Source organism: Chitinophaga sp. RAB17 (genome assembly GCF_052114225.1).
GTDB lineage: Bacteria > Bacteroidota > Bacteroidia > Chitinophagales > Chitinophagaceae > Chitinophaga.
In genome coordinates this window covers 1,089,990-1,115,005 of sequence record NZ_JBFREI010000001.1, presented here as the reverse complement: position 1 = coordinate 1,115,005, position 25,016 = coordinate 1,089,990, and the positions used below count along the sequence as shown (strand labels likewise).

The 25,016-nt window shown below is 44.5% G+C and carries 19 protein-coding genes and 1 tRNA gene; 15 read left to right on the top strand and 5 right to left on the bottom strand.

Annotated elements, in window-relative coordinates; genetic code table 11:
* Positions 1-3: 3 nt before the first annotated feature.
* The 8 genes from AB4Z08_RS04255 to rpoC all read left to right on the top strand — a co-directional run bounded on the left by AB4Z08_RS04255 (position 4) and on the right by rpoC (position 13,445).
* Positions 4-1,203: a transglutaminase domain-containing protein gene (locus tag AB4Z08_RS04255; protein ID WP_441572525.1), complete on the top strand. Its 1,200-nt coding sequence runs from the start codon at positions 4-6 to the stop codon at positions 1,201-1,203.
* 118 nt (positions 1,204-1,321) lie between these two features.
* Positions 1,322-2,518 (top strand): transglutaminase domain-containing protein, encoded by a 1,197-nt coding sequence (locus AB4Z08_RS04250; RefSeq protein ID WP_441572524.1) that lies wholly within the window; start codon positions 1,322-1,324, stop codon positions 2,516-2,518.
* 221 nt (positions 2,519-2,739) lie between these two features.
* Entirely contained in the window at positions 2,740-3,183 is a 444-nt protein-coding gene (gene rplK / locus AB4Z08_RS04245; RefSeq protein ID WP_331964243.1) for a 50S ribosomal protein L11, read from the top strand.
* A gap of 44 nt (positions 3,184-3,227) precedes the next feature.
* Entirely contained in the window at positions 3,228-3,917 is a 690-nt protein-coding gene (gene rplA, locus AB4Z08_RS04240) for a 50S ribosomal protein L1 (protein WP_089902929.1), read from the top strand.
* A 58-nt stretch (positions 3,918-3,975) separates the two neighbouring features.
* Positions 3,976-4,503, top strand: coding sequence for a 50S ribosomal protein L10 (rplJ, locus tag AB4Z08_RS04235; protein WP_133808747.1), 528 nt, complete (start codon positions 3,976-3,978; stop codon positions 4,501-4,503).
* A gap of 124 nt (positions 4,504-4,627) precedes the next feature.
* Positions 4,628-4,996 (top strand): 50S ribosomal protein L7/L12, encoded by a 369-nt coding sequence (rplL, locus tag AB4Z08_RS04230; RefSeq protein ID WP_441572523.1) that lies wholly within the window; start codon positions 4,628-4,630, stop codon positions 4,994-4,996.
* 219 nt (positions 4,997-5,215) lie between these two features.
* On the top strand, positions 5,216-9,025 hold the full coding sequence (gene rpoB, locus AB4Z08_RS04225; RefSeq protein ID WP_133808749.1) for a DNA-directed RNA polymerase subunit beta: 3,810 nt from the start codon (positions 5,216-5,218) through the stop codon (positions 9,023-9,025).
* A 121-nt stretch (positions 9,026-9,146) separates the two neighbouring features.
* Positions 9,147-13,445, top strand: coding sequence for a DNA-directed RNA polymerase subunit beta' (rpoC, locus tag AB4Z08_RS04220; protein ID WP_441572522.1), 4,299 nt, complete (start codon positions 9,147-9,149; stop codon positions 13,443-13,445).
* A gap of 174 nt (positions 13,446-13,619) precedes the next feature.
* Here rpoC and AB4Z08_RS04215 read toward each other — a convergent pair whose 3' ends face one another.
* Positions 13,620-14,156: a hypothetical protein gene (locus AB4Z08_RS04215; protein WP_441572521.1), complete on the bottom strand. Its 537-nt coding sequence runs from the start codon at positions 14,154-14,156 to the stop codon at positions 13,620-13,622.
* Positions 14,157-14,287: 131 nt separating this feature from the next.
* Here AB4Z08_RS04215 and AB4Z08_RS04210 point away from each other — a divergent pair, with 131 nt between their 5' ends.
* From AB4Z08_RS04210 to AB4Z08_RS04180, 7 genes are all read left to right on the top strand, one after another.
* On the top strand, positions 14,288-14,974 hold the full coding sequence (locus AB4Z08_RS04210) for a DUF4397 domain-containing protein (protein ID WP_441572520.1): 687 nt from the start codon (positions 14,288-14,290) through the stop codon (positions 14,972-14,974).
* 215 nt (positions 14,975-15,189) lie between these two features.
* The gene (locus AB4Z08_RS04205) at positions 15,190-16,221 is read left to right on the top strand and encodes a glycerophosphodiester phosphodiesterase family protein (protein WP_441572519.1); all 1,032 of its coding nucleotides are present in this window, start codon (positions 15,190-15,192) and stop codon (positions 16,219-16,221) included.
* A gap of 115 nt (positions 16,222-16,336) precedes the next feature.
* Positions 16,337-16,945, top strand: a complete 609-nt coding sequence (locus AB4Z08_RS04200; protein WP_441572518.1) for an OmpH family outer membrane protein — start codon at positions 16,337-16,339, stop codon at positions 16,943-16,945.
* A gap of 78 nt (positions 16,946-17,023) precedes the next feature.
* A complete protein-coding gene (locus tag AB4Z08_RS04195; protein WP_441572517.1) occupies positions 17,024-18,448 on the top strand; it encodes an APC family permease in 1,425 nt (474 codons plus the stop codon).
* 788 nt (positions 18,449-19,236) lie between these two features.
* Positions 19,237-19,842 carry a DUF4254 domain-containing protein gene (locus AB4Z08_RS04190; protein ID WP_441572516.1) on the top strand — a complete coding sequence of 202 codons (606 nt, stop codon included), beginning with the start codon at positions 19,237-19,239 and terminating at the stop codon, positions 19,840-19,842.
* 11 nt (positions 19,843-19,853) lie between these two features.
* Complete coding sequence (locus tag AB4Z08_RS04185) at positions 19,854-20,894, top strand: glycosyltransferase family 9 protein (protein WP_441572515.1); 1,041 nt, start codon at positions 19,854-19,856, stop codon at positions 20,892-20,894.
* Positions 20,895-21,079: 185 nt separating this feature from the next.
* A tRNA-Gln gene (locus tag AB4Z08_RS04180) sits at positions 21,080-21,150 on the top strand.
* 534 nt (positions 21,151-21,684) lie between these two features.
* Here the strand turns inward: AB4Z08_RS04180 and AB4Z08_RS04175 are convergent.
* The 4 genes from AB4Z08_RS04175 to AB4Z08_RS04160 form a co-directional block, all read right to left on the bottom strand.
* Positions 21,685-21,954: a hypothetical protein gene (locus AB4Z08_RS04175; protein WP_441572514.1), complete on the bottom strand. Its 270-nt coding sequence runs from the start codon at positions 21,952-21,954 to the stop codon at positions 21,685-21,687.
* Positions 21,955-22,067: 113 nt separating this feature from the next.
* Positions 22,068-22,919 carry a hypothetical protein gene (locus AB4Z08_RS04170; protein ID WP_441572513.1) on the bottom strand — a complete coding sequence of 284 codons (852 nt, stop codon included), beginning with the start codon at positions 22,917-22,919 and terminating at the stop codon, positions 22,068-22,070.
* Between the two features lie 70 nt (positions 22,920-22,989).
* Positions 22,990-23,604: a hypothetical protein gene (locus AB4Z08_RS04165; protein ID WP_441572512.1), complete on the bottom strand. Its 615-nt coding sequence runs from the start codon at positions 23,602-23,604 to the stop codon at positions 22,990-22,992.
* A gap of 255 nt (positions 23,605-23,859) precedes the next feature.
* Complete coding sequence (locus AB4Z08_RS04160) at positions 23,860-24,924, bottom strand: SDR family oxidoreductase (protein ID WP_441572511.1); 1,065 nt, start codon at positions 24,922-24,924, stop codon at positions 23,860-23,862.
* Positions 24,925-25,016 lie beyond the last annotated feature (92 nt).

Sequence of the window (25,016 nt, the reverse complement as noted above, 5' to 3'; positions counted from 1 at the left end):
ACCATGAATATCAAATGCCTGGTAATGGGTGCCACCTGCTTCTTTCTCATCGGAAGCGTAAAGGCCCAGACTGTAGCCCAAAAAACCGTTAAACCAGTGGCCTTTGCCGTTAATTTTGCACGCGTGCCTGATTCGGTGACCACTACGCCAGCCGCAATGGCGGCCTACCTGGTAGCCCACAACAAAAGCCAGGTTGCCATACTTAAATCCCTTTACAGCTGGATGTCTGACCACATCAGCTATGATATGGTGAATACCTTTAAACCAGATTATTATAAAGATACTGCTGATGCCATCAGCAAAACCCTGAAAACCCGTATCGCTGTTTGCCAGGGATATGCCAGCCTGTTCATGGACATCTGCCGCCGCGCCAATATTCCTGCGTGGCTGGTGAGCGGATATACACTCAGTGCGGGAAGGCCTAATAATGCCAGTCATGTATGGGTGGCTGTGTTTACAGACAATAAATGGCTGCTGGCTGATCCTACCTGGGGATCCGGCTATGCAAGGGATAATGAATATGTGCAACAGATTAACTGGCAACATTTCCTCATCGCTCCGGCTGTATTCATTAAAACACATGTACCCTTCGATCCTTTGTTCCAATTCCAGGATCAGCCCTTACGGCACGATGAAATCCGGGATGGAAAGTGGACAGCGGGGAGCAGTCGCCCGACATTCAATTACAGGGATACGCTGGCAGCGTATGTGCTGATGCCGGAACTGGCCCGGGCTGAGAATTCGGTGAACAGAATAACGCAGTATGGCATCACCAATCAGCTGATCTCTGTAGAATTAACCAATCTTCATAATACAATAGCATACAGTAAACAAAAGAAGCTGGTAGATGAGCAAAATAAACAGGCCCATATAATAAATCAGGCCAGCAGCCGGTGCAATGATGTGATCAATTCCTTTAACCGGTATATAATTTTTAGAAACAACCAGTATACCCCGGTAAAGTCTGATAAAGAGATCCGGGAATGGGTGGACGGCATGGCTGCAGAGCTGAATGACATCACTAAGATGCTCAGTAGCGTGAATGCAACTGAGCCTCCCTATACCACAAATAAAATGGAAATAGAAGCTTCTGCTGCCGGATTAAAACAACGTATCGCGGAAGAACAGGTCTTCCTGACGAAATACCTTAAAACAGGAAAATTATTCCGGAAAACCTTGTTTTATAAAATGAACTGGCGATAAGTTTACATAGTTGGATATTCAGATAGAGGAAAAAAAGTTTTCTCTTTTTTATATTTTTAGGATGGTCCCGGGCCTTGCCCGGACTTTTAAACACAATCTCCCTATATCTCATTATTATATGAAATCAGTTATTTCTGTCTTGCTTGGGCTGCTGCTATGTACAGCAGCTGACGCACAAACCGGCAAATCTACTAAACCAGCCACTACCCTGGCTATTCCTCAGCTACCCGAATCAGCCACTACGTCTCCCGCAGCAATGGCTAAGTGGTTACAGGCGCATACCAGCAATAGTATGGCTTTACAGCAGTCATTATTCAGCTGGATGGCAAATAATATTGCCTATGATGTGGCCAATATGAATCAGCCTAATAGTTACAGGGATTCGGCGGCGGCAATACTCAGAACGTTGCGTACCCGCAAAGGCTTATGTACTGACTATGCGGTATTATATGCACAGGTATGCCGGGAAGCAGGCATTAATGCTATTGTGGTAACTGGCTACGGTTTGCTGAATGATATTATGATTCCTACAGGTTCACATGACTGGGTAGTAATAAAAAATGGCACGCAGTGGAGCATTACAGATCCTACCTGGGGAGCAGGAGTGGTAGATAATGGTCGTTTTATCCAGAAGATCAACTGGAGCTGGTTCCAGGCACTGCCGCAGCTGGCGGTGAAAACGCATATGCCTTATGATCCCATGTGGCAGATGTTATCATTTCCGTTACGTCATGACGAGCTGAACAGCCAGGGCTTTGCAGCAGCAACGAAACGGTCAGTGTTTGCTTTCAATGATAGTTTGAATGCCTGGGCACGGCAGTCTCGTCTGGAACGGTTGCAACATGCCTCTGTCAGGATCCGGCAGTTTGGCGGGGCAGCGAATCCATTTATTATGACGGAACTGGACTGGATGGATCAGACCATTAAGGTATTGGCGGCCAACCAGGAAATAGAGGCAAGGAACAGGCGGGTAGACCAGTTTAATGCCGTGAACCGGGATTATACCGACGTGGTGAAGTTATATAATGAGTATGTGGGCTTCAAGAACAGGCAGTTTTTGCCGGAAACGAAGGATGAGATATTAAAGAAGATGATTGATGGGATTGCCGGCCGGCTGACGGCTGCTGAAAAGGCGCTTTCGGGGCTGCATATTCCTGACGATGCGATTAAACATAATATGGACGAGCTGTTGCAGGCAATAACGGAGATGAAGGGAAAGGTGATGAGTGAGCAATCTTTTGTCAATAAATATATAAAAACAGAGAAAGCTAAGCGACGGGAATTGTTTTACGCACAAGTGGCGGAGAAATCGTAACTTTGCCGGCTTCGGATTGTAAGGAAAAATTTCGGGTAATGCAATAGATTTGTAAAAAAAATCCTTTCTGAAGCAAAAAGGATGCCCAATTTCAAATACTTTTTGACAATTTCGTAATAATATATACCTTTGCATCCCCTTTAAAAGGTTATTTTAGTTCCTTTTAGTTTTGGGAGTCTTCTGTTTTGCAGGGGGCGTTTAACCAAATTAAATTAAAAAACATGGCAAAAGAGATTTCAACGTACGTGAAATTGCAGGTGAAAGGCGGCCAGGCCAACCCTGCACCTCCAATTGGTCCCGCACTGGGTTCCAAAGGTGTGAACATCATGGAGTTCTGCAAACAATTCAATGCCCGTACCCAGGATAAAATGGGTAAAGTATTGCCTGTGTTGCTGACTGTTTACACTGACAAATCATTCGAATTTGTAATTAAAACTCCTCCGGCACCTGTACAGCTGCTGGAAGCTGCTAAATTACAGAGTGGTTCCAAAGAACCAAACCGTAACAAGGTGGGTAAAGTTTCCTGGGCTCAGGTACAGGCTATCGCAGAAGATAAGATGGCTGATCTGAACTGCTTTACGCTGAACAGCGCTATGAAAATGGTAGCTGGTACTGCGCGTAGCATGGGTATTACTGTTGATGGTAAAGCTCCTTGGGAAAACTAATTGTTTCACCCTGTTGAGGCAGGATCTTAAAATCATTTTGACAAATGGCAACTAAAAAGAGAAAAGTAGCTGACGCTAAGCTTGAAAAAAATAAGGTTTACAGCCTGAAAGAAGCTTCTAGCCTGGTTAAAGATATTAACTGTACTAAATTCGACAGCTCTGTCGATTTACATATCCGCTTAGGCGTTGATCCTAAGAAAGCAGATCAAGCCATCCGTGGTTCCGTAACGCTTCCACACGGTACTGGTAAGACTAAGAAGGTTTTAGTGCTCTGCACACCTGATAAAGAAGCTGCTGCAAAAGAAGCAGGTGCTGACTTCGTTGGTCTGGATGAATTTATCCAGAAGATCGAAGCTGGTTGGACTGATGTTGATGTAATCGTAGCTACTCCTTCTGTAATGCCGAAGATCGGTAAACTGGGTAAGATTTTAGGTCCCCGTAACCTGATGCCAAACCCTAAGACCGGTACTGTTACCAACGACGTTGCAGCTGCAGTAAACGATGTTAAAGGCGGTAAAATCACTTTCAAGGTTGATAAAGCTGGTATCATCCACGCTTCTATCGGTCGTGTATCTTTCGCATCTGATAAAATTGAGCAGAACTCTCTGGAGCTGATCAATGCTATCATCAAGCTGAAACCAGCTACTGCAAAAGGTACTTACCTGAGAGGTCTGTCTATGGCAAGCACCATGAGTCCAGGTATTGTTATCGATACTAAATCTGTTCAAAACTAATTGATCACGAGTTGTAGTCGTTATCTGTAAAGATGGGGCTTGCTACAAACGTTTTAATATGAATAAAGATCAAAAACAAGAAGCGATTGAACTGCTGAAAAGTAAGTTCTCTCAATACAGCAACTTTTATATCACTAATACTGAATCATTATCAGTAGCACAGGTAAATGGCCTGAGGAAAGTATGCTTTGATAAGCAAGTGGAAATGAAGGTGGCTAAAAACACCCTGATCCGCAAGGCACTGGAATCTCTGGATAGCGAAAAGTATGCAGGTTTATATGAAAGCCTGAGTGGTGTAACAGCCCTGATGTTCTCTGACAGCCCGAAAGAGCCGGCTCTGATCATCTCTGCTTTCCGTAAAGCTAACAACAAGCTGGAAAAGCCTGTATTGAAAGCTGCTTTTGTTGCAGATGAAATCTTCATCGGTGACAACCAACTGGTTCCTTTGACCAACATCAAGACCAAGAACGAGCTTATCGGCGAAGTTATCGGTCTCTTGCAATCACCTGCAAAACGCGTTATCGCTGCTTTGCTGGAAAAAGGCAAGAAAGAAGAAGCTGCAGTGGAAGCACCAGCAGCAGAATAACTCTTTTTGCTTTGAACTATTCGCTTGCTAAAAGCTGGTAGCTAAAAGCTAAAAGCACAATCGGCTTCCAAGTCACAATATAATTAACAACAACATTACAAACATTACATTAAAACATTATAAAATGGCAGACGTAAAAGCATTAGCTGAACAATTAGTAGGTTTAACTGTTAAGGAAGTACAAGAACTCGCAGATGTTCTGAAATCAGAATATGGTATCGAACCAGCTGCTGCTGCAGTTGTAGTTGCTGCTGCTGGTGAAGCTGCTGCAGTTGAAGAAAAAACTGCCTTCAACGTAGTTCTGAAAGCTGCTGGTGCAAGCAAACTGAACGTTGTTAAGATCGTTAAAGATCTGACCGGCTTAGGTCTGAAAGAAGCGAAAGAACTGGTAGACGGTGCGCCTAAATCTATTAAAGAAGGCGTAAGCAAAGCTGAGGCTGAAGACCTGAAAGCTAAGCTGACTGAAGCTGGTGCTGATGTTGAAATTCAGTAATTCTTTGCTTAAGTATACATCTTTTAAAGGTCAAAAGTGCTTTTGCACTTTTGGCCTTATTCCCTTTGGGAAAGTGTCTTTTTCAGAGAGTCAAAACGGGGAATCACTAATAAGGTGACTTTGACCACGTGCAGAAGGCATAAATAAATTGGGATGGTATTGGCAAAGAAATCTTAATTTCCCTAATTCTTACAAGTCATATAACTGCTAACTTCGAATATGTCTCTAAAAAAAGCCCAAACAAACGAAAGAGTAAATTTTGGAAAGATCAAACAAGTTACTGAGACACCGGATCTGTTGGCTATCCAAATCCAATCTTTCAAGGATTTCTTCCAATTAGAAACCACACCAGACAAGCGAAACAACGAAGGACTTTTTAAAGTATTTAAAGAGAACTTCCCGATTACGGATACCAGAAATATCTTTAATCTGGAATTCCTTGATTATTTCGTGGATCCTCCGCGTTATACCATCGAGGAGTGTATTGAGCGTGGGCTTACTTATTCCGTACCGTTGAAAGCGAAACTCCGCCTCAGCTGTAATGATGAGGAGCATGTGGATTTCCAGACGATTGTCCAGGATGTGTTTTTAGGAAACATTCCTTACATGACTCCAAGAGGTACTTTCGTTATTAATGGTGCTGAGCGCGTGGTTGTATCCCAACTGCATCGTTCACCTGGTGTTTTCTTTGGTCAATCTGTACATCCGAACGGAACCAAGATCTACTCGGCAAGGGTGATCCCGTTCAAGGGCGCATGGATGGAGTTTGCAACGGACATCAACAACGTGATGTACGCTTACATCGACCGTAAGAAGAAATTCCCGGTTACCACTCTGTTGCGTGCCATCGGCTATGAAACAGATAAGGATATCCTGCAGCTGTTTGGCATGGCAGATGAAGTAAAAGCAGACAAAAAAAGTCTTGATAAATATGCCGGCAAAAAGCTGGCTGCCCGTGTTTTAAGAAGCTGGGTGGAAGACTTTGTGGATGAAGATACCGGTGAAGTGGTGAGCATCGAGCGTAATGAAATTATGCTGGAGCGTGATAGCATCCTGGATGAAGCGAATATCGAAACCATCGTAGACATGGGATTGAAAAGCGTTTTCGTGCAGAAAGAAGAGGTGAGCGGCGATTTCTCCATCATCTACAATACATTAAATAAGGATACATCTAACTCCGAGCTGGAAGCTGTTCAGCACATCTACCGCCAACTGCGCGGTGCGGATGCGCCGGATGATGAAACTGCAAGGGGTATCATCGATAAATTGTTCTTCTCCGACAAACGTTACGATTTAGGTGACGTAGGTCGTTATAAGATCAACAGAAAATTAGGTCTTCCTACTCCGTTAGACATGAAAGTGCTGACGAAGGATGACATCATCTCCATCATCAAGTACCTGGTACAGCTGACCAATGGTAAAGCAGAAATCGATGATATCGATCACCTGTCTAACCGTCGTGTGCGTACTGTAGGCGAGCAGTTATATGCTCAGTTTGGTGTTGGTCTTGCACGTATGGCACGTACCATCCGTGAAAGAATGAACGTACGTGATAACGAGGTATTTACCCCGGTAGATCTGATCAACGCCAGGACTTTGTCTTCCGTGATCAACTCCTTCTTTGGTACTTCCCAGTTATCCCAGTTCCTGGATCAAACAAACCCGTTATCAGAAATCACGCACAAACGTCGTATTTCCGCTCTCGGACCCGGTGGTCTGAGTCGTGAAAGAGCAGGCTTTGAGGTGCGTGACGTTCACTATAGCCACTACGGCCGTCTTTGTACCATTGAAACACCAGAAGGACCAAACATTGGTCTGATCTCTACACTTTGCGTTCACGCAAAAGTGAATGAAATGGGCTTCATTGAAACACCTTACCGCAAAGTAAGAGACGGTAAAGTAGATATGCATAAAGTGGAGTTCCTGAGTGCTGAAGAGGAAGATTCTGTGAAGATTGCACAGGCGAACGCCCCACTGGATGATAAAGGCCATTTCTTAAACGAAAAAGTAAAATCCCGCGAAACCGGTGACTTCCCGATTCTCGACAGAGATGATGTGGAGTTCATGGACGTGGCGCCTAACCAGATCGTAGGTTTGAGTGCTTCATTGATTCCGTTCCTGGAACATGATGATGCCAACCGTGCGTTGATGGGATCAAACATGCAACGTCAGGCGGTACCATTGCTGAACCCTGAAGTGCCTATCGTAGGTACCGGATTGGAAGGCAAAGCTGCGCGTGACTCCCGTTTGCAGATTACTGCAGATGGTAATGGTGTGATCGAATTTGTGGATGCAAATGAAATTCATGTTCGTTACGAGCGTGATGAAATGCAGAAACTGGTGAGCTTTGAAGACGATCTGATCGTTTACACACTGACCAAATTCGTTAAAACCAACCAAAGCACCTGTATTAACCTCAGACCTTGCGTTAAGAAAGGTCAGCGCGTTAAGGATGGCGACTTCTTAACAGAAGGTTATGCTACCCGCGGTGGTGAACTGGCACTGGGACGTAACCTGAAGGTGGCGTTCATGCCTTGGAAAGGTTACAACTTTGAGGATGCGATCGTAATCTCTGAGCGTGTTGCACGTGAGGATCTGTTTACCTCCATCCACATCGATGAATATGAACTGGAAGTTCGTGATACCAAACTGGGTGAAGAAGAACTGACTCCGGATATTCCTAACGTAAGTGAAGAGGCTACCAAAGACCTTGACCAGAACGGTATCATCCGTGTTGGTGCACACATTAAGGAAGGCGATATCCTGATTGGTAAAATTACTCCGCGTGGTGAATCTGATCCTTCTCCTGAAGAAAAACTCTTAAGAGCGATCTTCGGTGACAAGGCTTCTGATGCGAAAGATGCTTCTCTGAAAGCACCTCCGTCAACAGAAGGTGTGGTGATCGACAAGAAATTGTTCAGTCGCGCCAAGAAAGATAAGAACTCCAAAACCCGTGAGAAAGCAGCTATCGAGAAACTGGAGAAAATTCACCAGAAGAATGCGGAAGATGTGCTGGAAGTGCTGATGAGCAAATTGCTGGTATTACTGAAGGATAAAACCTCTCAGGGTATTACCAACACTTACGGTGAAGTATTGATCTCTAAGGGTTCCAAGTTCTCTCCGAAGAACCTGGTAAACATTGATTTCATGAACGTAAACCCACTGGGCTGGACAACAGACGAAGTGGTGAACGATCAGATCAATACCCTGCTGCATAACTATAACATCAAATTCAACGAAGAGCTGGGTCGTTACAAACGTGAGAAGTTCAACATCTCTATCGGTGATGAGCTGCCAGCGGGTGTACTGAAACTGGCAAAGGTTTACCTGGCCAGCAAGCGTAAGTTGAAAGTGGGTGATAAGATGGCTGGACGTCACGGTAACAAGGGTATCGTTGCCAAGATTGTGCGTGATGAAGACATGCCTTTCCTGGAAGATGGTACACCACTGGATATCGTACTGAACCCACTCGGGGTACCTTCCCGTATGAACCTTGGACAGATCTACGAAACCGTATTAGGTTGGGCTGGTCTGAAACTGGGTGTACGCTTTGCGACTCCGATCTTTGACGGTGCTACTACAGATGAAATTGCTGATTATATCAAAGAAGCCGGTTTACCTAGCTTCGGTCACGCTTACCTGTGTGATGGTGAAACGGGAGATCGTTTCCACCAGAAGGCAACCGTAGGTGTTATCTATATGCTTAAACTGAGCCACATGGTGGATGATAAGATGCACGCCCGTTCTATCGGACCGTACAGTCTCATTACCCAACAGCCGCTGGGTGGTAAAGCCCAGTTTGGTGGTCAGCGTTTTGGTGAGATGGAGGTGTGGGCACTGGAAGCATATGGTGCATCCAACATCCTGCAGGAACTGCTTACTATTAAATCAGATGATATCGTTGGTCGTGCCAAAGCATATGAATCTATCGTGAAAGGTGACAACATACCTAAAGCAGGTGTGCCTGAATCCTTCAACGTATTGATCCATGAATTGCGTGGTCTGGGTCTGGATCTGAAATTTGACTAAGAGCTTTTAGCTACCAGCCATTAGCAGCAATGCTAATGGCTGATAGCTTGGATATTTCGCAGGAATAAAATTTTTGTCGCTGGCTTATCACCAACGGCTAACAGCTAAAAGCTAATTACAGATGGCTATCAAGAAAGAAAATCGTCCTAAATCAAATTTTAACAGCATTACCATCAGTCTGGCTTCTCCGGATGTTATTCTGGAGCGTTCATACGGTGAGGTGCTGAAACCTGAAACTATCAACTACCGTACTTACAAACCGGAACGTGATGGTTTATTCTGCGAAAGAATATTCGGGCCTGTAAAGGATTACGAATGCTATTGCGGAAAATACAAACGTATCCGTTATAAGGGTATTGTGTGTGATCGCTGCGGTGTAGAGGTAACGGAGAAGAAAGTACGTCGTGAAAGAATGGGCCACATTCGTTTAGTGGTACCCGTTGTACATATATGGTATTTCAAATCCCTGCCTAACAAGATTGGTTACCTGCTCGGAATGTCTTCCAAGAAACTGGAAACCATCGTGTATTACGAGAGATACGTGATCATCCAGGCGGGTATGAAACAGGAGAAAGGTATGAACTACGGTGATTTGCTCACTGAAGAAGAATACCTGGACATCCTGGACACCTTACCAAAAGACAATCAGCTGTTACCGGATGAAGATCCTAACAAGTTTATTGCTAAAATGGGTGCGGAAGCGGTAGAAATGATGCTGGCCCGTATTGATCTGGACAGTCTTTCTTATCAGCTGCGTAACCAGGCGGCTACTGAAACTTCCCAGCAACGTAAAGCGGAAGCGCTGAAACGTCTGAGCGTAGTGGAAGCTTTCCGTGAAGCAAATGGCAGAGTTGAAAACCGTCCTGAATGGATGGTGATGCAATATATCCCGGTGGTACCTCCTGAACTGCGTCCGTTAGTTCCTCTGGATGGTGGCCGTTTCGCGTCTTCCGACCTGAACGACCTTTACCGCAGGGTAATTATCCGTAACAACCGTCTGAAACGTTTGATCGAAATTAAGGCACCTGAGGTGATCCTTCGTAACGAAAAACGTATGCTGCAGGAAGCAGTGGATTCCCTGTTCGACAACTCCCGTAAATCCAACGCGGTGAAAGCGGAAGGTGGTCGTGCACTGAAATCACTGTCAGACGTACTGAAAGGTAAACAAGGTCGTTTCCGTCAAAACTTGCTCGGTAAACGTGTGGATTATTCCGGACGTTCTGTTATCGTGGTAGGACCTGAACTGAAGCTGCACGAATGTGGTTTGCCTAAGGATATGGCGGCTGAATTATTCAAACCGTTTATTATCCGTAAACTGATTGAAAGAGGCATCGTTAAAACCGTGAAATCAGCTAAGAAGCTGGTAGATCGTAAAGAAGCGGTGGTTTGGGATATTTTGGAAAACGTATTGAAAGGTCACCCGGTTATGTTAAACCGTGCGCCAACCCTTCACCGTTTGTCCATACAGGCTTTCCAGCCTAAACTGGTGGAAGGTAAAGCGATACAGTTGCACCCACTCGTATGTTCTGCGTTTAACGCGGATTTCGATGGTGACCAGATGGCGGTACACGTGCCTTTGAGCAACGCTGCTGTTCTGGAAGCCCAACTGCTGATGCTGTCTTCACACAACATCCTTAACCCGCAGAATGGTACGCCAATCACCCTGCCTTCACAGGACATGGTTCTTGGTCTGTATTACATTACCAAGGGTAAGAAAACGATGGGTGATGTGGTAGTAAGAGGAGAAGGTAAAGCTTTCTACTCTGCTGAAGAAGTAATCATCGCACTGAATGAAGATCGCATCGATCTGCATGCTCACATCCGTGTTAAAGCAGATGTAAGAACCGCAGATGGTTCGCTGGAAAGAAAACTGATCGAAACTACGGTAGGTCGCGTACTGTTCAACCAGCACGTACCTAAAGCAGCCGGTTATGTAAATGCCCTGCTGACCAAGAAGTCACTGCGTGAAATCATCGGTGATATCATTAAAGCAACAGATATTCCTAAGACTGCGAAGTTCCTGGATGACATCAAACAATTAGGTTTCCGCATGGCGTTCCGCGGTGGTCTGTCATTTAACATTAATGACCTGATCATCCCAGATGTTAAGCAAGACATGATTGATGGTGCTGCCGGTGAAGTAGAAGAAGTTTGGGATAACTATAACATGGGTCTGATCACCAACAACGAACGTTATAACCAGATCATTGATATCTGGTCACGCGTGGATACGAAGGTGACTGAAACCCTGATCCGTGAGCTGGCGGCAGACAAGCAAGGATTCAACTCTGTATACATGATGTTGGATTCCGGTGCGCGTGGTTCCAAGCAGCAGATCAAACAGCTGGCTGGTATCAGAGGTCTGATGGCCAAGCCGCGTAAGAGTGGATCTACCGGTTCAGAGATCATCGAAAACCCGGTATTGTCCAACTTTAAAGATGGTTTGAACGTATTGGAATACTTCATCTCTACGCACGGTGCCCGTAAGGGTCTTGCGGATACGGCGTTGAAAACAGCGGATGCGGGTTACCTGACCCGTCGTCTGGTGGACGTTGCGCAGGATGTGGTAATTAACGAAGAAGATTGTGGTACCCTCCGTGGTATTGCTACTTCAGCGTTGAAAGATAATGAAGAAGTGATTGAAACACTGTACGACCGTATTCTTGGACGTACTTCCCTGCACGATGTATTTGATCCTCATAATGATGATGAACTGATCGTAGGTGCTGGTTTAGAGATCACAGAAGAGATTGCACACAGGATTGAAGAAAGTGCTATTGAAACCGTAGAAATCCGCTCCGTACTGACTTGCGAAAGCCGTCGTGGTGTGTGTGTGAGATGTTATGGTAAAAACCTGGCGAGCGGTTACACTGCACAGAGAGGTGATGCTGTAGGTATCATCGCTGCACAGTCAATCGGTGAGCCTGGTACACAGTTGACACTGCGTACCTTCCACGTGGGTGGTGTGGCCGGTTCTACTTCCGTTGAATCCGGTATGCCAGCTAAGTTTGATGGTACTGTACAATTCGATGGCTTACGTACTACCACCTATGAAAATAATCAGGGTGAAAAAGTACAGATCGTTATCGGTCGTACCGGTGAGTTGCGTATCATGGACGTGAAAAATGATCGTCTGCTGGTAACCAACAATATCCCTTACGGTTCTACCCTGTTGGTAAAAGACGGGCAGAAAGTAGTGAAAGGTGATATGCTCTGTACATGGGATCCGTTCAACGCCGTTATCGTGTCTGAAATTCCGGGTAGCATTCGTTTCGACAGCATCATTGAAGGTATTACCTTCCGTGAAGAAGCGGATGAACAAACAGGTCACCGTGAGAAAGTGGTAATTGAAACCAAAGACAAGAATAAGATTCCGTCTATCCTGGTAGAAGGTAATAAAGAAGTGAAATCATACAACTTACCAGTAGGTTCGCACATCGTTATCACTGAAGGTGATAAGGTGAGAGCGGGTCAGGTAATTGTGAAGATCCCACGTATTATCGGTAAACTGCGAGATATCACGGGTGGTCTGCCACGTGTAACTGAGCTCTTTGAAGCACGTAACCCAAGCAACCCTGCCATCGTTTCTGAAATTGATGGTGTGGTAGCATTCGGTAACATCAAACGTGGTAACCGCGAAATCATCATCGAAAGCCGTGAAGGTCAGATCAAGAAATACCTGGTGCCATTAACACGTCATATCCTGGTTCAGGACGGTGACTTCGTGAAGGCCGGTACTTCTCTCTCCGATGGTTCTACTACTCCTGCAGATATCCTGTCTATCAAAGGACCGTTTGCCGTACAGGAATACCTGGTAAATGAAATCCAGGAAGTATACCGTTTACAGGGTGTGAAGATCAACGACAAACACATTGAGGTGATCGTTCGTCAAATGATGCGTAAAGTAAACATCGAAGATCCGGGCGATACCCGCTTCCTCGAAGGTGATACTGAAGATAGATTTGACTTCTTTGAAGAAAACGATATGATCTTCGATAAGAAGGTTGTAACGGAAGCAGGTGAATCTGCTAACCTGAAAGCTGGTCAGATAGTGACCCTGCGCCAGGTTCGTGAAGAAAACTCTCTGTTACGTCGTGCAGATAAGAAACTGGTTGAATTCCGTGATGCAAGTCCGGCTACTTCCAGCCCGCTCCTGCAGGGTATTACCAAGGCTTCCCTCGGTACCCGTAGCTGGATCTCTGCTGCTTCGTTCCAGGAAACAACCAAAGTACTGTCACAGGCTGCGATCAACGGTAAGACCGATGATATGATGGGTCTGAAGGAGAATGTGATCACAGGTCACCTGATCCCTGCCGGTACTGGTTTACGTGAGTTCGAAAACATGATCGTAGGTTCCAAGGAAGAATACGACATCCTGGCCTCTTCTAAGGAAGTGTTCCAGTTTGATGAAGAAGAATAGTGCTGTAAAGCATTTTCAAACATATAGAAGCGGGTGTTTCCATTTGGAGACACCCGCTTTTTGTTTGTGCTGGTTAGTGCTGTGGGTGGGTTGATTCTCCCGAAAGCCAATACTACTTTATCCATAAAAAAAGGACCGCATTGTTTGCGGTCCCTGTTATGAAAGCATTGCAACTTATTGCTTGCCGGCATCTTGTTGTGCATCCTTTTTATCATGCTGTAAATCCTTTACATCATGTTGTTTATCTTTTCTATCCTTATTTAACTGGCGTTTATCCTGCTGAATATCCTTGTTGTCGTGGTTCCGGTCTTTCCGGTCTTTGTTCAGATCTTTGTCATCCTTGCCCAGGTCTTTTTTGTCGTGGTTAATGTCTTTGCGATCATGCTTCAGATCAGCCTGGTCTTTATTCAGGTCTTTGGTATCCCCGTTTTTGCGGTCTTTAGCGATATCTTTCTTGTCTTTGTTCACATCTTTCCGGTCATGATTTAAATCTTTATGATCTGCATTGATATCTTTTTTATCATGATTGATATCCTTGTTATCATGTTTTACATTGTTGCGGTCGTGCTGAATATCCTTTTTGTTGTTGCTGATATCCTTATTGTCGTGGTGTATATCCGCCTTATCATGGGCAGTACGTTGCTGGGCGCTGATGGTCATGGAAGCAAGGCTTAATGCAAGGGCAGGTACCAGGATAGTTGCAATTTTCATTTCTACGGTTTTTATTATATGAAAAAAAATGTTTGTGATGAATAGACTACCAGGAATAATATTTGTTTAACGGGGACCTTTTAAAAACTAATTAAAACCTATTTTTGAATCCGTAAAACGAAGCGGATTTCATGAAATATCTGATCATTCCAATTATCATTGTGCTGGCATTGCTGGGAGCATGTACGAAGAATAGTGACAGCGCAGTGCCTGATACCCACGGCAGCTTTGCATTTGTTAATGCGATGCCTGGCGATGTAGCGTTTAACATCAGGCTGGATACGAATGCCTTTGCCAGTAATGTAGCGTATAAGACCAGTACCGGGTATAAATCGTACCGGTCGCAGAAGTATAATCTCATCATTACCACTGCTGCCCGACCTGATATTATTTCCTATAAAGGAGAAATCTTTTTAAGGAATAATCGTTTCTACACCGCGTTTGTAGGAGCAGATAGCCTGAAAAGGCCCATTTTGATTGTTACAGAAGATGATTTGACGCCTTTAAGAGATGATAGCGCAAAGGTCAGGGTAATTGATTTCAGTGAGGGATTCAAGCCGAACAGAACGCCGCTGGGAATGGATATTTATTTTGGTAAACCTTTATTTTTCAAAGGACTTACCTTTCCTGCGCAAACAGCTTTTGCACCGTTGGTCGGAGACAGCACTTACACCGTAAATTTCAATTATGTAGATGCCGCCACAGTGCTGAAAACTATTTCACTGAAAACGCAGAAAGGCAAAGTGTATACATTGGTAACCGCCGGCTATCCACTGGATCCGGCCAGGTTTGATGTATTGACCATACAACATAATTAAGCAGAAAGCGGAAAGCGGAAAGCAAAAAGCTATTGAAGCGAATGACTGAAGTAACAGAATAGTGAGCTATTCTTTTCCATCATTCGCTTCAATAGCTTTTTGTTTTTCGCATTATGCTTTTCCAAAGCTTTATTTTAATTTAACGGAGTAATTGTCCTGCAAAGGGACGTAAATAAATAAATTGCGCGTTATTTTCAGAGACAAACGTTGGTAATATGAATGATTACAAAAAAATATTCCTGCTTGGAGGAATGGCCATGCTGGGAACTGTAGCAGCAGGCGCACAACAGGCAGCGGCGCCTTACCTGGATGCCTATACGATTCCCGTTAAGAAAAGGAATGCTGTAATAGGAAAGATATATGATAGAAACGGGAAGTTGGGCTCAGCCGTACTCCTGGAAGATAAGTCGGGTTTATTCACGATCAGCGGGAATGAACTGAAACTGAAAAGGAAAGTCAGTGTAGGCGTGGATAGTCATGTTACCTATCCTGTGCGCATTAAAGCTGGGGATGATACCGCTGATTTTCTGCTGGTAGCAGATGATTTTATCCGCAACAAAGTAGTGGCGCACCGGGGCGCCTGGAAGCATCATGAAGGCAGTCAGAACAGCCTTACTTCTCTGAAAGACGCCATCAAGCTGGGTTGTGAAGGATCTGAATTTGACGTTTGGTTATCTTCAGATGATCAGCTGGTCATATCGCATGATCCGGAGATAGGAGGAAAGAAGGTAGAAGAATCTACCCTGGCGGATTTACAGGCCGTACAGTTGAAGAATGGAGATCGGGTGCCTACATTGGAGGAATATATCAACACCATCATGGAGCAGCAAAAGACCAGGCTGGTATTGGAGTTGAAGCCATCTGCCAAAGGAAAAGGGGAGCAGTTAGCTACCCAGGCGGTAGCCATGGTGCACGCCAAAAAAGCACAGGCCTGGATGTTTTATATCAGCTTTGACTATAATATTTGTAAGAAAATAAAGGCGCTGGATCCCACAGCGAAGATTGCCTATCTGAATGGAGATAAAACACCGGCTCAATTGCAGGCGGATGGCATATGGGGACTGGATTACAACCAGCAGGTATTTAAAAAAGATCCACAGCTGATTGCCACCGCAAGGCAGCAGCTGGTCACCACAAATGCGTGGACTATTGACAATCCGGAGATCATGGATGGATTACTGAAGGATGGTATTGATTTTATTACCACCAACGAGCCTGAAATCCTGTTGGAGAAGGTAAAACATTAATATTAGTTAAAACCGAGCTAAAAAAACTAATCGGAATATGAAAATCCGGTAAAAACGTTATTTTAGCCGTTCCATTTTAAAAATGTACTAAAAAGAAGCAAATCCACCTATTAACATGCGCACTCGTAAACAATTAGTGACTAAAGGATTTATAGCGGCATTAGCAGCCGGATTATTAATGTCTTGCCAGAATAAAGCTGGTAACAATACACCAGCTACCACACCAGCAGCAGGCACAGGTACTCCGGCAGCAGGTAGTTTCAAAATTGCGTATGTAGATTTGGATTCACTGGAAACGCATTTCGAGTATTTCAAGGAAAAGAAGGGCTTACTGGAACAGAAGCAGCAACAGATGGACAATCAGCTGAAAGGTAAAGCCCGCGCTTTACAGGCTGAATATGAAGATCTGCAGCGTAAAGCAAATACGCTGACACAGGAACAGGGTGAGGCTGCACAACGTAGTCTGATGTCCAAGCAACAGCAGCTGGAGCAGGAAGCGCAGAACCTGCGTGCTTCTTACGCAGAACAGGAAACTAAATTTAATGAGGAATTGCAGAAAAGACTGGATGATTTCCTGAAGACTTTTAATGCAGACAAGCGTTTCGCTTACATATTCTCTTATCGTAGTAATGCCAGCAACATTCTGTATAAAGATCCTGCTTACGATGTAACAAAGGACGTTATTAAAGGAATGAATGACAATGGTGCTGCTGGGACAAAATAAGCGCATAAAACCATCGAATTTTTTTCTACCTTATAGTCCCGGTTCCCTTATGAACCGGGATTTTTTATAAACAACCATATGGAAATCAACCAAACTAAATCTTTCAAACCATCCCTGGGATTGTTAGATGCCACCATGATCGTAGCCGGTTCTATGATAGGTTCCGGTATTTTTATTGTAACGGCCGAGATAGCGCGCAGTGTAGGCGGTGCTGGCTGGATTACCGCCATGTGGGTGCTGGCAGGTATCGTTACGCTGATTGCCGCCCTGAGCTACGGAGAGCTATCCGGCATGTATCCCAAAGCTGGTGGGCAATATGTATACCTCCGGGAGGCTTATAACCCTTTTATTGCTTTCTTATTTGGCTGGACCCAGTTCGGCGTGATTCAGACCGGTACTATTGCGGCAGTGGCAGTGGCCTTTGCCAAGTTTACCGCTTATCTTATTCCCGCTTTCAGTGAAAAAAATATTTTGTTGGATGCAGGCTTCGTGCAGATTTCCGCTGCACAGATAGTGGCCATAGTGTCTATTATCTTACTAACGTTTATCAATACACGTGGTGTTCACCATGGTAAAGTGATACAAACAGTATTTACACTGGCCAAGCTGTTATCCTTATTTGGACTGATTATTTTCGGATTTGCCGTTGGTGCCAAAGCGGAGATCTGGAACGCTAACTGGCAACATGCCTGGGATGCTGCCGCAGTTACTTCTCAGAATGGAGAGGTAGTCACCGCTGCCTTATCGGGACTGGCTTTATTTGGTGCGATTGCAGTATCTATGAAGGGCTCTCTGTTTTCGAGCGATGCGTGGAACAACGTTACTTTCATTGCGGGAGAAATTAAAAACCCGGCAAAAAATATTGGTCGTTCCCTGTTTCTCGGAACGCTGATTGTGACGATCATTTATGTGAGCTGTAACCTGATGTACCTGGCAGTATTGCCACTGAATGAAATTGCTTTTGCTGCGAACGACCGTGTAGGCGTTGCAGCGGCCGCAAAAATCTTCGGTTCTTACGGTGCTTATATTATTGCCGTGATGATCATGATTTCCACTTTTGGCTGCAATAATGGTCTGATATTATCCGGGGCGAGGATCTATTATACTATGGCAGAAGATAAGTTGTTTTTCAAAAAAGCCGGGGAGTTAAACAAACACAGTGTGCCTGCCTACGGATTATGGATACAGTGTGCATGGGCATCTATGCTTTGTCTTACAGGCAGATATAATGACTTGCTGGCATTGGTAATATTTGGTGTATTGATATTCTACGTGCTGACCATTCTGGGTATTTTTATTTTAAGAAAAAAGCGTCCGGAAATAGAAAGGCCTTACAAGGCTTTTGGTTATCCGGTATTACCACTGATATATATCATCGTGGCATTATCGCTGGCAGCGTTGTTGCTGGTATTTGAAAGCAACTATACCTTACCCGGATTAGGCATTATTTTATTGGGCATTCCGCTCTATTATATCGCGATGGCGCGTCAGCCGAAGGCATAGTTTAGCTAAAACGGACAAAAAAACCAGATATTTACAACGAAAGTTGTATGAAAAAATGTGGCCACTGCAGTGTATACTGCAGTGGCCACATTTAATTTGCACTAAGACACACGGGACATGGTGATGTCTGAGAATTGAACCCTAATAATTTAGAAAACCCGGTAATTTTAGAGAATATTAAACAAAAGGAATTGTCAACATAAGCAAAGGAAATCCCATAAAAATAGTGGTAAGAGACCACTTCAATTTATGAAATTCAACGTCTGTGATCTGGCCCTGTAATTTGTGACCTGGATTTTGTTAACAATTGCAGCGACTATTTTTTATTTATGCCCTCAAACAAAACGTTTAGCCATTAGAGTGATTGATATTTACTTCATGCAAAAAACATTCAAAAAAACATAAACAACTATAAAAATATTATTGCCAACATATGGTGTGTAACAGCATCATTTTAGGGTAAAAGGAACTTAAGGTGGTATAACCTTGACGGCATCTCAACCCCAAGATAACCATTAAAAGCCTTCACGATTTGCATTCTCGAACATTCACATGACAATCTTTTACAATAAGCGTATGGTTTCTACCATGCGCTTCTTTTTTTTAGCTATTAGCTATTAGCTATTAGCTATTAGCTGTTAGCTCTTAGCTGTTAGCTCTTAGCTGTTAGCAGGATGCAGGGGGCGTTTCGGTGTAAAAAAGGTTGGATTAAATATTTTCGGAATGTTAACTGCTAAACTAACTGCTAAAAGCTAAAAGCTAATAGCTGTTTTTTGTACATTTGCGCCATGTTTACACAACTGTGCAATAAGATATTTAACCAGAGTATCGCGGCCTACCACGAGCGCAACGATGTGCATCAGGCTATTTCCAATCCTTATGAAAAGAGCAGTATTGAACACCTGCTTTTCCTGAAAAACTGGATAGACACGGTGCAGTGGCACCTGGAAGATATTATCCGTGATCCTAAAATAGACCCGGTAGAAGCCCTGGGCATTAAACGCTGGATAGACCGTTCCAACCAGGAACGTACCGATGTGGTGGAGTATATCGACAGTTATTTCCTCGAAAAATTCAGTAAAGTGGCGACTGCGGCAGATGCCAGCATTAATACGGAAAGTCCGGCCTGGGCAGTAGACCGTTTGTCTATCCTGGCGTTGAAGATTTATCATATGCAGGAAGAAGCCAGCCGTGCAGATGCTACACCTGAGCACCGGGCGGCCTGTCAGAAGAAACTGGATATTCTCCTTGAACAGCAACAGGATCTGGGAACAGCGATAGAAGCGCTGCTGGCGGATATTGAAGCAGGTAAAAAGTTCATGAAAGTGTACAAGCAGATGAAGATGTATAATGATCCTTCTCTCAATCCCGTTTTATACAAAACCGAAAAATAAACCTGCAATCATTGGGCACTGTTAAAACGATATTGGTTACCCGGTTGTCTGCCTTGGGGGATGTAGCCATGACTATTCCTGTGATGAAGCAGGTACTGGACGATAACCCTGATGCGGAGATTGTTTTTGTGACCAATCGTAACTGGGGTGCGTTGTGTGCAGGAATTCCCCGGCTTACTTTTTTTCCGGCTGATGTAAAAGGGATACATAAAGGAGTAAAAGGGCTATACCGTTTATTTCGCGAAGTGAAAAAAATGTATCGAATCGGAGGGGTAGCTGATCTGCATAATGTGCTGCGATCAAAAATTATCCGGACCTTTTTCCGTTTGACTGGTACGCCGGTAGCATCGATAGATAAGGGTCGCGCGGAAAAGAAAGCGCTGACACGCCGGGAGGATAAAGTATTGCAACCACTTGTCCCTACTATTGAGCGTTATGCAGTTGTTTTCAGGCAATTGGGACTTCGTTGTGAAATGGGCAATAAACCCGTTTTTCCGCCTCGTCCTTTGACGGAGTCTATTATGGCCGTCACAGGTGTTAAGGGAGTGGAAAAGTGGATAGGAATGGCTCCTTTTGCCACTTACCGTGAGAAAATGTATCCCCTCGAAAAGATGGCGGTGGTACTGGAAATACTGTTGCAGGAACCGAAACAACGGGTACTGCTGATGGGAGGTGGAAAACAGGAAATAGCGCTGCTGACAGAGCTATCCGCAAAATATCCGGAAGCTATTGTGATAGCGGGGCGTTTTTCATTAATGGAAGAAATGACGATCATCAGCCAGTTGGATGTGATGATCAGCATGGATTCCGCCAATATGCACCTGGCCTCTTTGTTTGGAGTGCCAGTGGTATCGGTTTGGGGCGCTACTCATCCTTTTGCGGGTTTTATGGGATATGCACAACCGGCAGATAATGCTGTACAGATCGATGATCTTTCCTGCCGGCCTTGTTCTGTATTTGGCAACAAACCCTGTTTCAGAGGGGATTACGCCTGTATGGAGTGGATAAAACCAGCACAGATAGCGGAAAAAGTAAATAAAATAATTTTATAACGCTTGCTATAAAGGATCTTGTTGCCAGGGAGGCATGGAAACCATACAGATAGTGAGGAGGTGAGTAAACTGAATTTGAGATATAGTACTGTAGCGGGTTTTAAAGGATATTTAAAAAATATTGCAAGTTTTTTTTGCAGAAATAAAAAAAGTTATACTTTTGCCATCCCAAACAACAAGGGTATTGCCCAATAGTATAATGGTAGTACAGCAGATTTTGGTTCTGCTTGTCTTGGTTCGAATCCAGGTTGGGCAACTACTATAAAAAGAAAAGGCCGGAGAATTTCTCCGGCCTTTTCTTTTTATAGTAGTTGCCAATGATATTTATTAAAAGGGATCAAGTCGAAAACCTGGGAGATAGTGTAAATTTTAGGCATAAAGTTTATAGGACATAAAGAATCCCCATCATTATAGTCAACATTACCCACAAGATGTATTGTCATTATGTAGATGCAGTCTAATCTATGCTTAACACCCGCTATGCACCTATAGAAGCACTGCAGCAGAGGTGGACTTGAGGTGGACTTGAGGTGGACTTGATGCGGGGATGACACAACCGAATCAGAAGATGGCTGGAGGTCAGAATGAGCCATAGCAGCGCTGTTGTAGCAGGCTGTAGCTTTTTAAAGAGGTAATATTGTATTCAAATATGGTTTGGGGAGATTTGAGAATGGCAAATGGGGGCGAATGGCATTTTGAGAATATTGAAAAAGATATTCCCCAGGCATTTAACATTCAAGCAGAAAGCCGCAGTGATGCGGCTTTCTGCTTGAATGAATGTTTTTAACGCTTAATTACAAGGGCCAAACCATGCCCACGCAGACGAAAATCCTGGGTATTGAGCCTGGTTCGTGGTTATTGCCTGATACAGGTTGCCGTTGTAAACCACTCTTTGTCCCGGATAATACATGAATCCATAAAAGAATGGGGGTACACCAACGCAGGAGACTCTGGCAGCCGCCTTTTTAGCTGTAACAGAAGACTTAGGGCCTGCTGCGTTTACGCTGGTCAGGAAAAGGGCAAAACAAAACAATAGCAAATAGCTCACTTTGGTTTTCATAAATTAGAATTTAGGTGTATTCAAAAATATCCTGAGCCACCGCTATCTCCTCACAGTGGAAAGGAAATTTATGATGATAACTAATGGGTTCCTTCTCACGAAATCAATGCATGCTAGTTTTGGGCTATTACAGGGGTAGCACCTATTGGCCCATATATAGGAGCTGTTTGCACGTAGTTAGGGAGCCTTGCATACATTGATCTTGAGTCCACCCACATCTTATCACCGGAAGGAGAGAGTACGCCAAAGTAAGGTACCAGTTTCCTGTTTTCTTCATTATAGCCAGACATATACACCATAGCGCCCTGTTGCACATAGAGTACCTGGAGTATGCCTGGTGTAGGTATCTGAGGAGTAGCTGTTTCAGGTGCATAATTTCCGTTTCTGAAATAAACCGCCACATTATTGCTACCACTTTTCCGGAACTCAATAGTATTCAGATCAGGATAGGAATCCTTAAACATCCCATGCCAGGCAGTACCCGTTAAAGAAGGTGCCGCAGCAGGGAATGATTCCAGTGTAATAGAAATAGGGACATTAGGCTTATTGGCATCGGCAGTGGTGCTGGTGAGTTTTTGTCTGTTTGTGATCAGCATCGTCTGGCGGTCATTAATTTCAGGAAAGGTAACAATCACGCGGGTCCTGTTGTCTGTGCCGGTACTGTCGATGCTCGTGATAACGCCATTGATGCTATCTTTTTCAATGAATGTGTTGTTGACATTAAACACAAAGAATGAATACAGGATAACAGTGGTATCTGAATTGAATTTAAGACAACAGGGCGGATCGTATTCGCGACCAGGACTTACAATATGATAGGAGCCCACCCACTGTGTGTTTGTAAGAAACGAGTGAACGTTGTTAACCGGCGGCTTGGGTACGGTATTATCTTTTTTACAGCTGATGAATACCAGTATCGATACGATGAAAAAGAGGCTGAGGTTGAATAATAGTTTCGTTTTCATAACTTTTTAGTGTTGAGTATCAGAAATGTTCCGGTTAACTGTTTACAGGATTGAGTGGGCAGGCGGGGAGCTATAGCCGCTCCATTCCTGTTTCAAGCAGCTTGTCACCTGCTGCCAGAAAAATTTGTTGCAGATTTTTATTATCAGTAGCTGCCGCGGCCTGTTGAAGCTCCAGGGCCACTACAGCCAGTTCAATTGCCGACCATTCAGGATGAGGATCCGGATCAGGAGGATAGGGGCCTTTGGGCTTTTTAATTTTCGGCGGATTTGGGCAGAGGTCATCCACAAAACGGTTAAGGTAATGTGCTACGAAGCCGGCAGACTGTTCATTATCGTTGGGCTGAACGGCTGCGGCCACATCATGTATGAGGAGAACGCGGTTAATTACTGCATGGGCAAGTGAATGCACAAAGACAATACCTGGTGGAAGTGGTTGGGGATTGAGTACTACATGTGAAAACGGGCCACCGAAAATGTCCCATACCTCAGGACGGCGTCTGGCAATAATCCGCCAGGATCGGATACCTTGTCCGAAGGCCATCATAGACTCCAGGGCCTCGTGGATGATAGGGCCCCATGGACCGGGTGGCTGGGGATCATCAGGGTTGGGGTAGGCATCTCCATAAATCACTTGGCTGGCCAATGAAACCAGCTTTTGCGGGGTGAATGTTGTGATGTTTTTCATAGCATAATTTTTTTGTTGGTATGCTATTAGTCGTGGTTTAATTATGCAGGGGAAACAACCATTTAATTATTTTTTTTGATACTCCGGATGACCTGTCATAACAGGCATATAATAGGGGCGCAAACAGAAATGAAGTAGTGCATACCAGGATTATTAAGAAGCCGTTACCAGTGTATGCCCCGGGAAGTGTTCAATTTTTGGGCGGCATTACATTCGTAACGGCATTCTCTTTTTATCAGTTATCTGTTGAAATCATTACGGAATGACTTTCATCTTTCTGAAGTTGTCAAAAATCTCCATGAACATTGCTTCGGTGTCTACAAACTCGTGGAACCCTGCTCTTCGTGCTTTGGAGCCATCTGCAAAAAAGTCGTAGTCCCAGGAGAACACAAAGTCCCCGAATTTCCAGGAAGAAACTTCTGCATAGCTGTATTTCAGGCCATACTTTTCCATCATCGTATTCCACAGCGGTTCTTTATCTGCCATGACTACATCGAGTTGCATCGGTAACGGATCTGCTGCTTCCAGGCCAAAGTAGCGGGCAATACGCGGCCAGAGGTCGGACCAGCGGAACAGGTCACCATTGTTGATATTAAAAGCCTGGTTAGTGCCGGCAGGACTTTCTGCTGCCCAGGTGGTGGCTTTGGCCAGGAGATTTGCGTCTGTCATTTCCATCAGCTTATGATAAGCGCCTGGTTTGCCCGGGAAACGGAGTGGGAGACCCAGTTCTTTGGAAATGGCAGCGTATACAGCAATGACCATGGCCAGGTTCATCGGGTTACCCAGTGCAAATCCACCTACTACAGAAGGACGTATAGCCGACCAGGTCCAGGATTTTCCCTGTTGCATATTTTCCAGGAAATGCTGCTGCGACATGTTGAATTCCGGTGGCATAAAGCTGCCTGCATCGGTTTCACGGGCAGGCGTTTTAAACGGACCAAGGTGAGCGCCATATACTTTGTATCCCTGCATCAGGCTGATGTGCTGTAGTTGCGTGGCTACGGGTTCCACTACTTCCACTACGTTCCGGAGCATAGTCATATTGGGTGCTACCAGTGCCGCCCAGCTGTCGCGGTCCTGGTAAGCGGCATAAAATATATGCGTTACCGTAGTCAGGTGTTCCAGTTTCTCCTGGGTATCTTCCCGGCTCATTAAGTCTACTGCAATGTGTTTTACCTGCGCCGTATCTTCTCCACCTCTTCTGGATAAACCAATAATATCCCATGACTGCTGTGCTAGCAGGTAGTCAGATAGGTTACGTCCTATTACTCCTTGTGCACCTACTATCAGTGCTACTTTCCGATTATTATGCTGTTCCATATTACTGTTGTATTTTTAGTATCGATTTTGATAACACAAAGATCGCTATCGGGCAGATTGCCACACTTGTACATCACGGGGGATAATTGGTA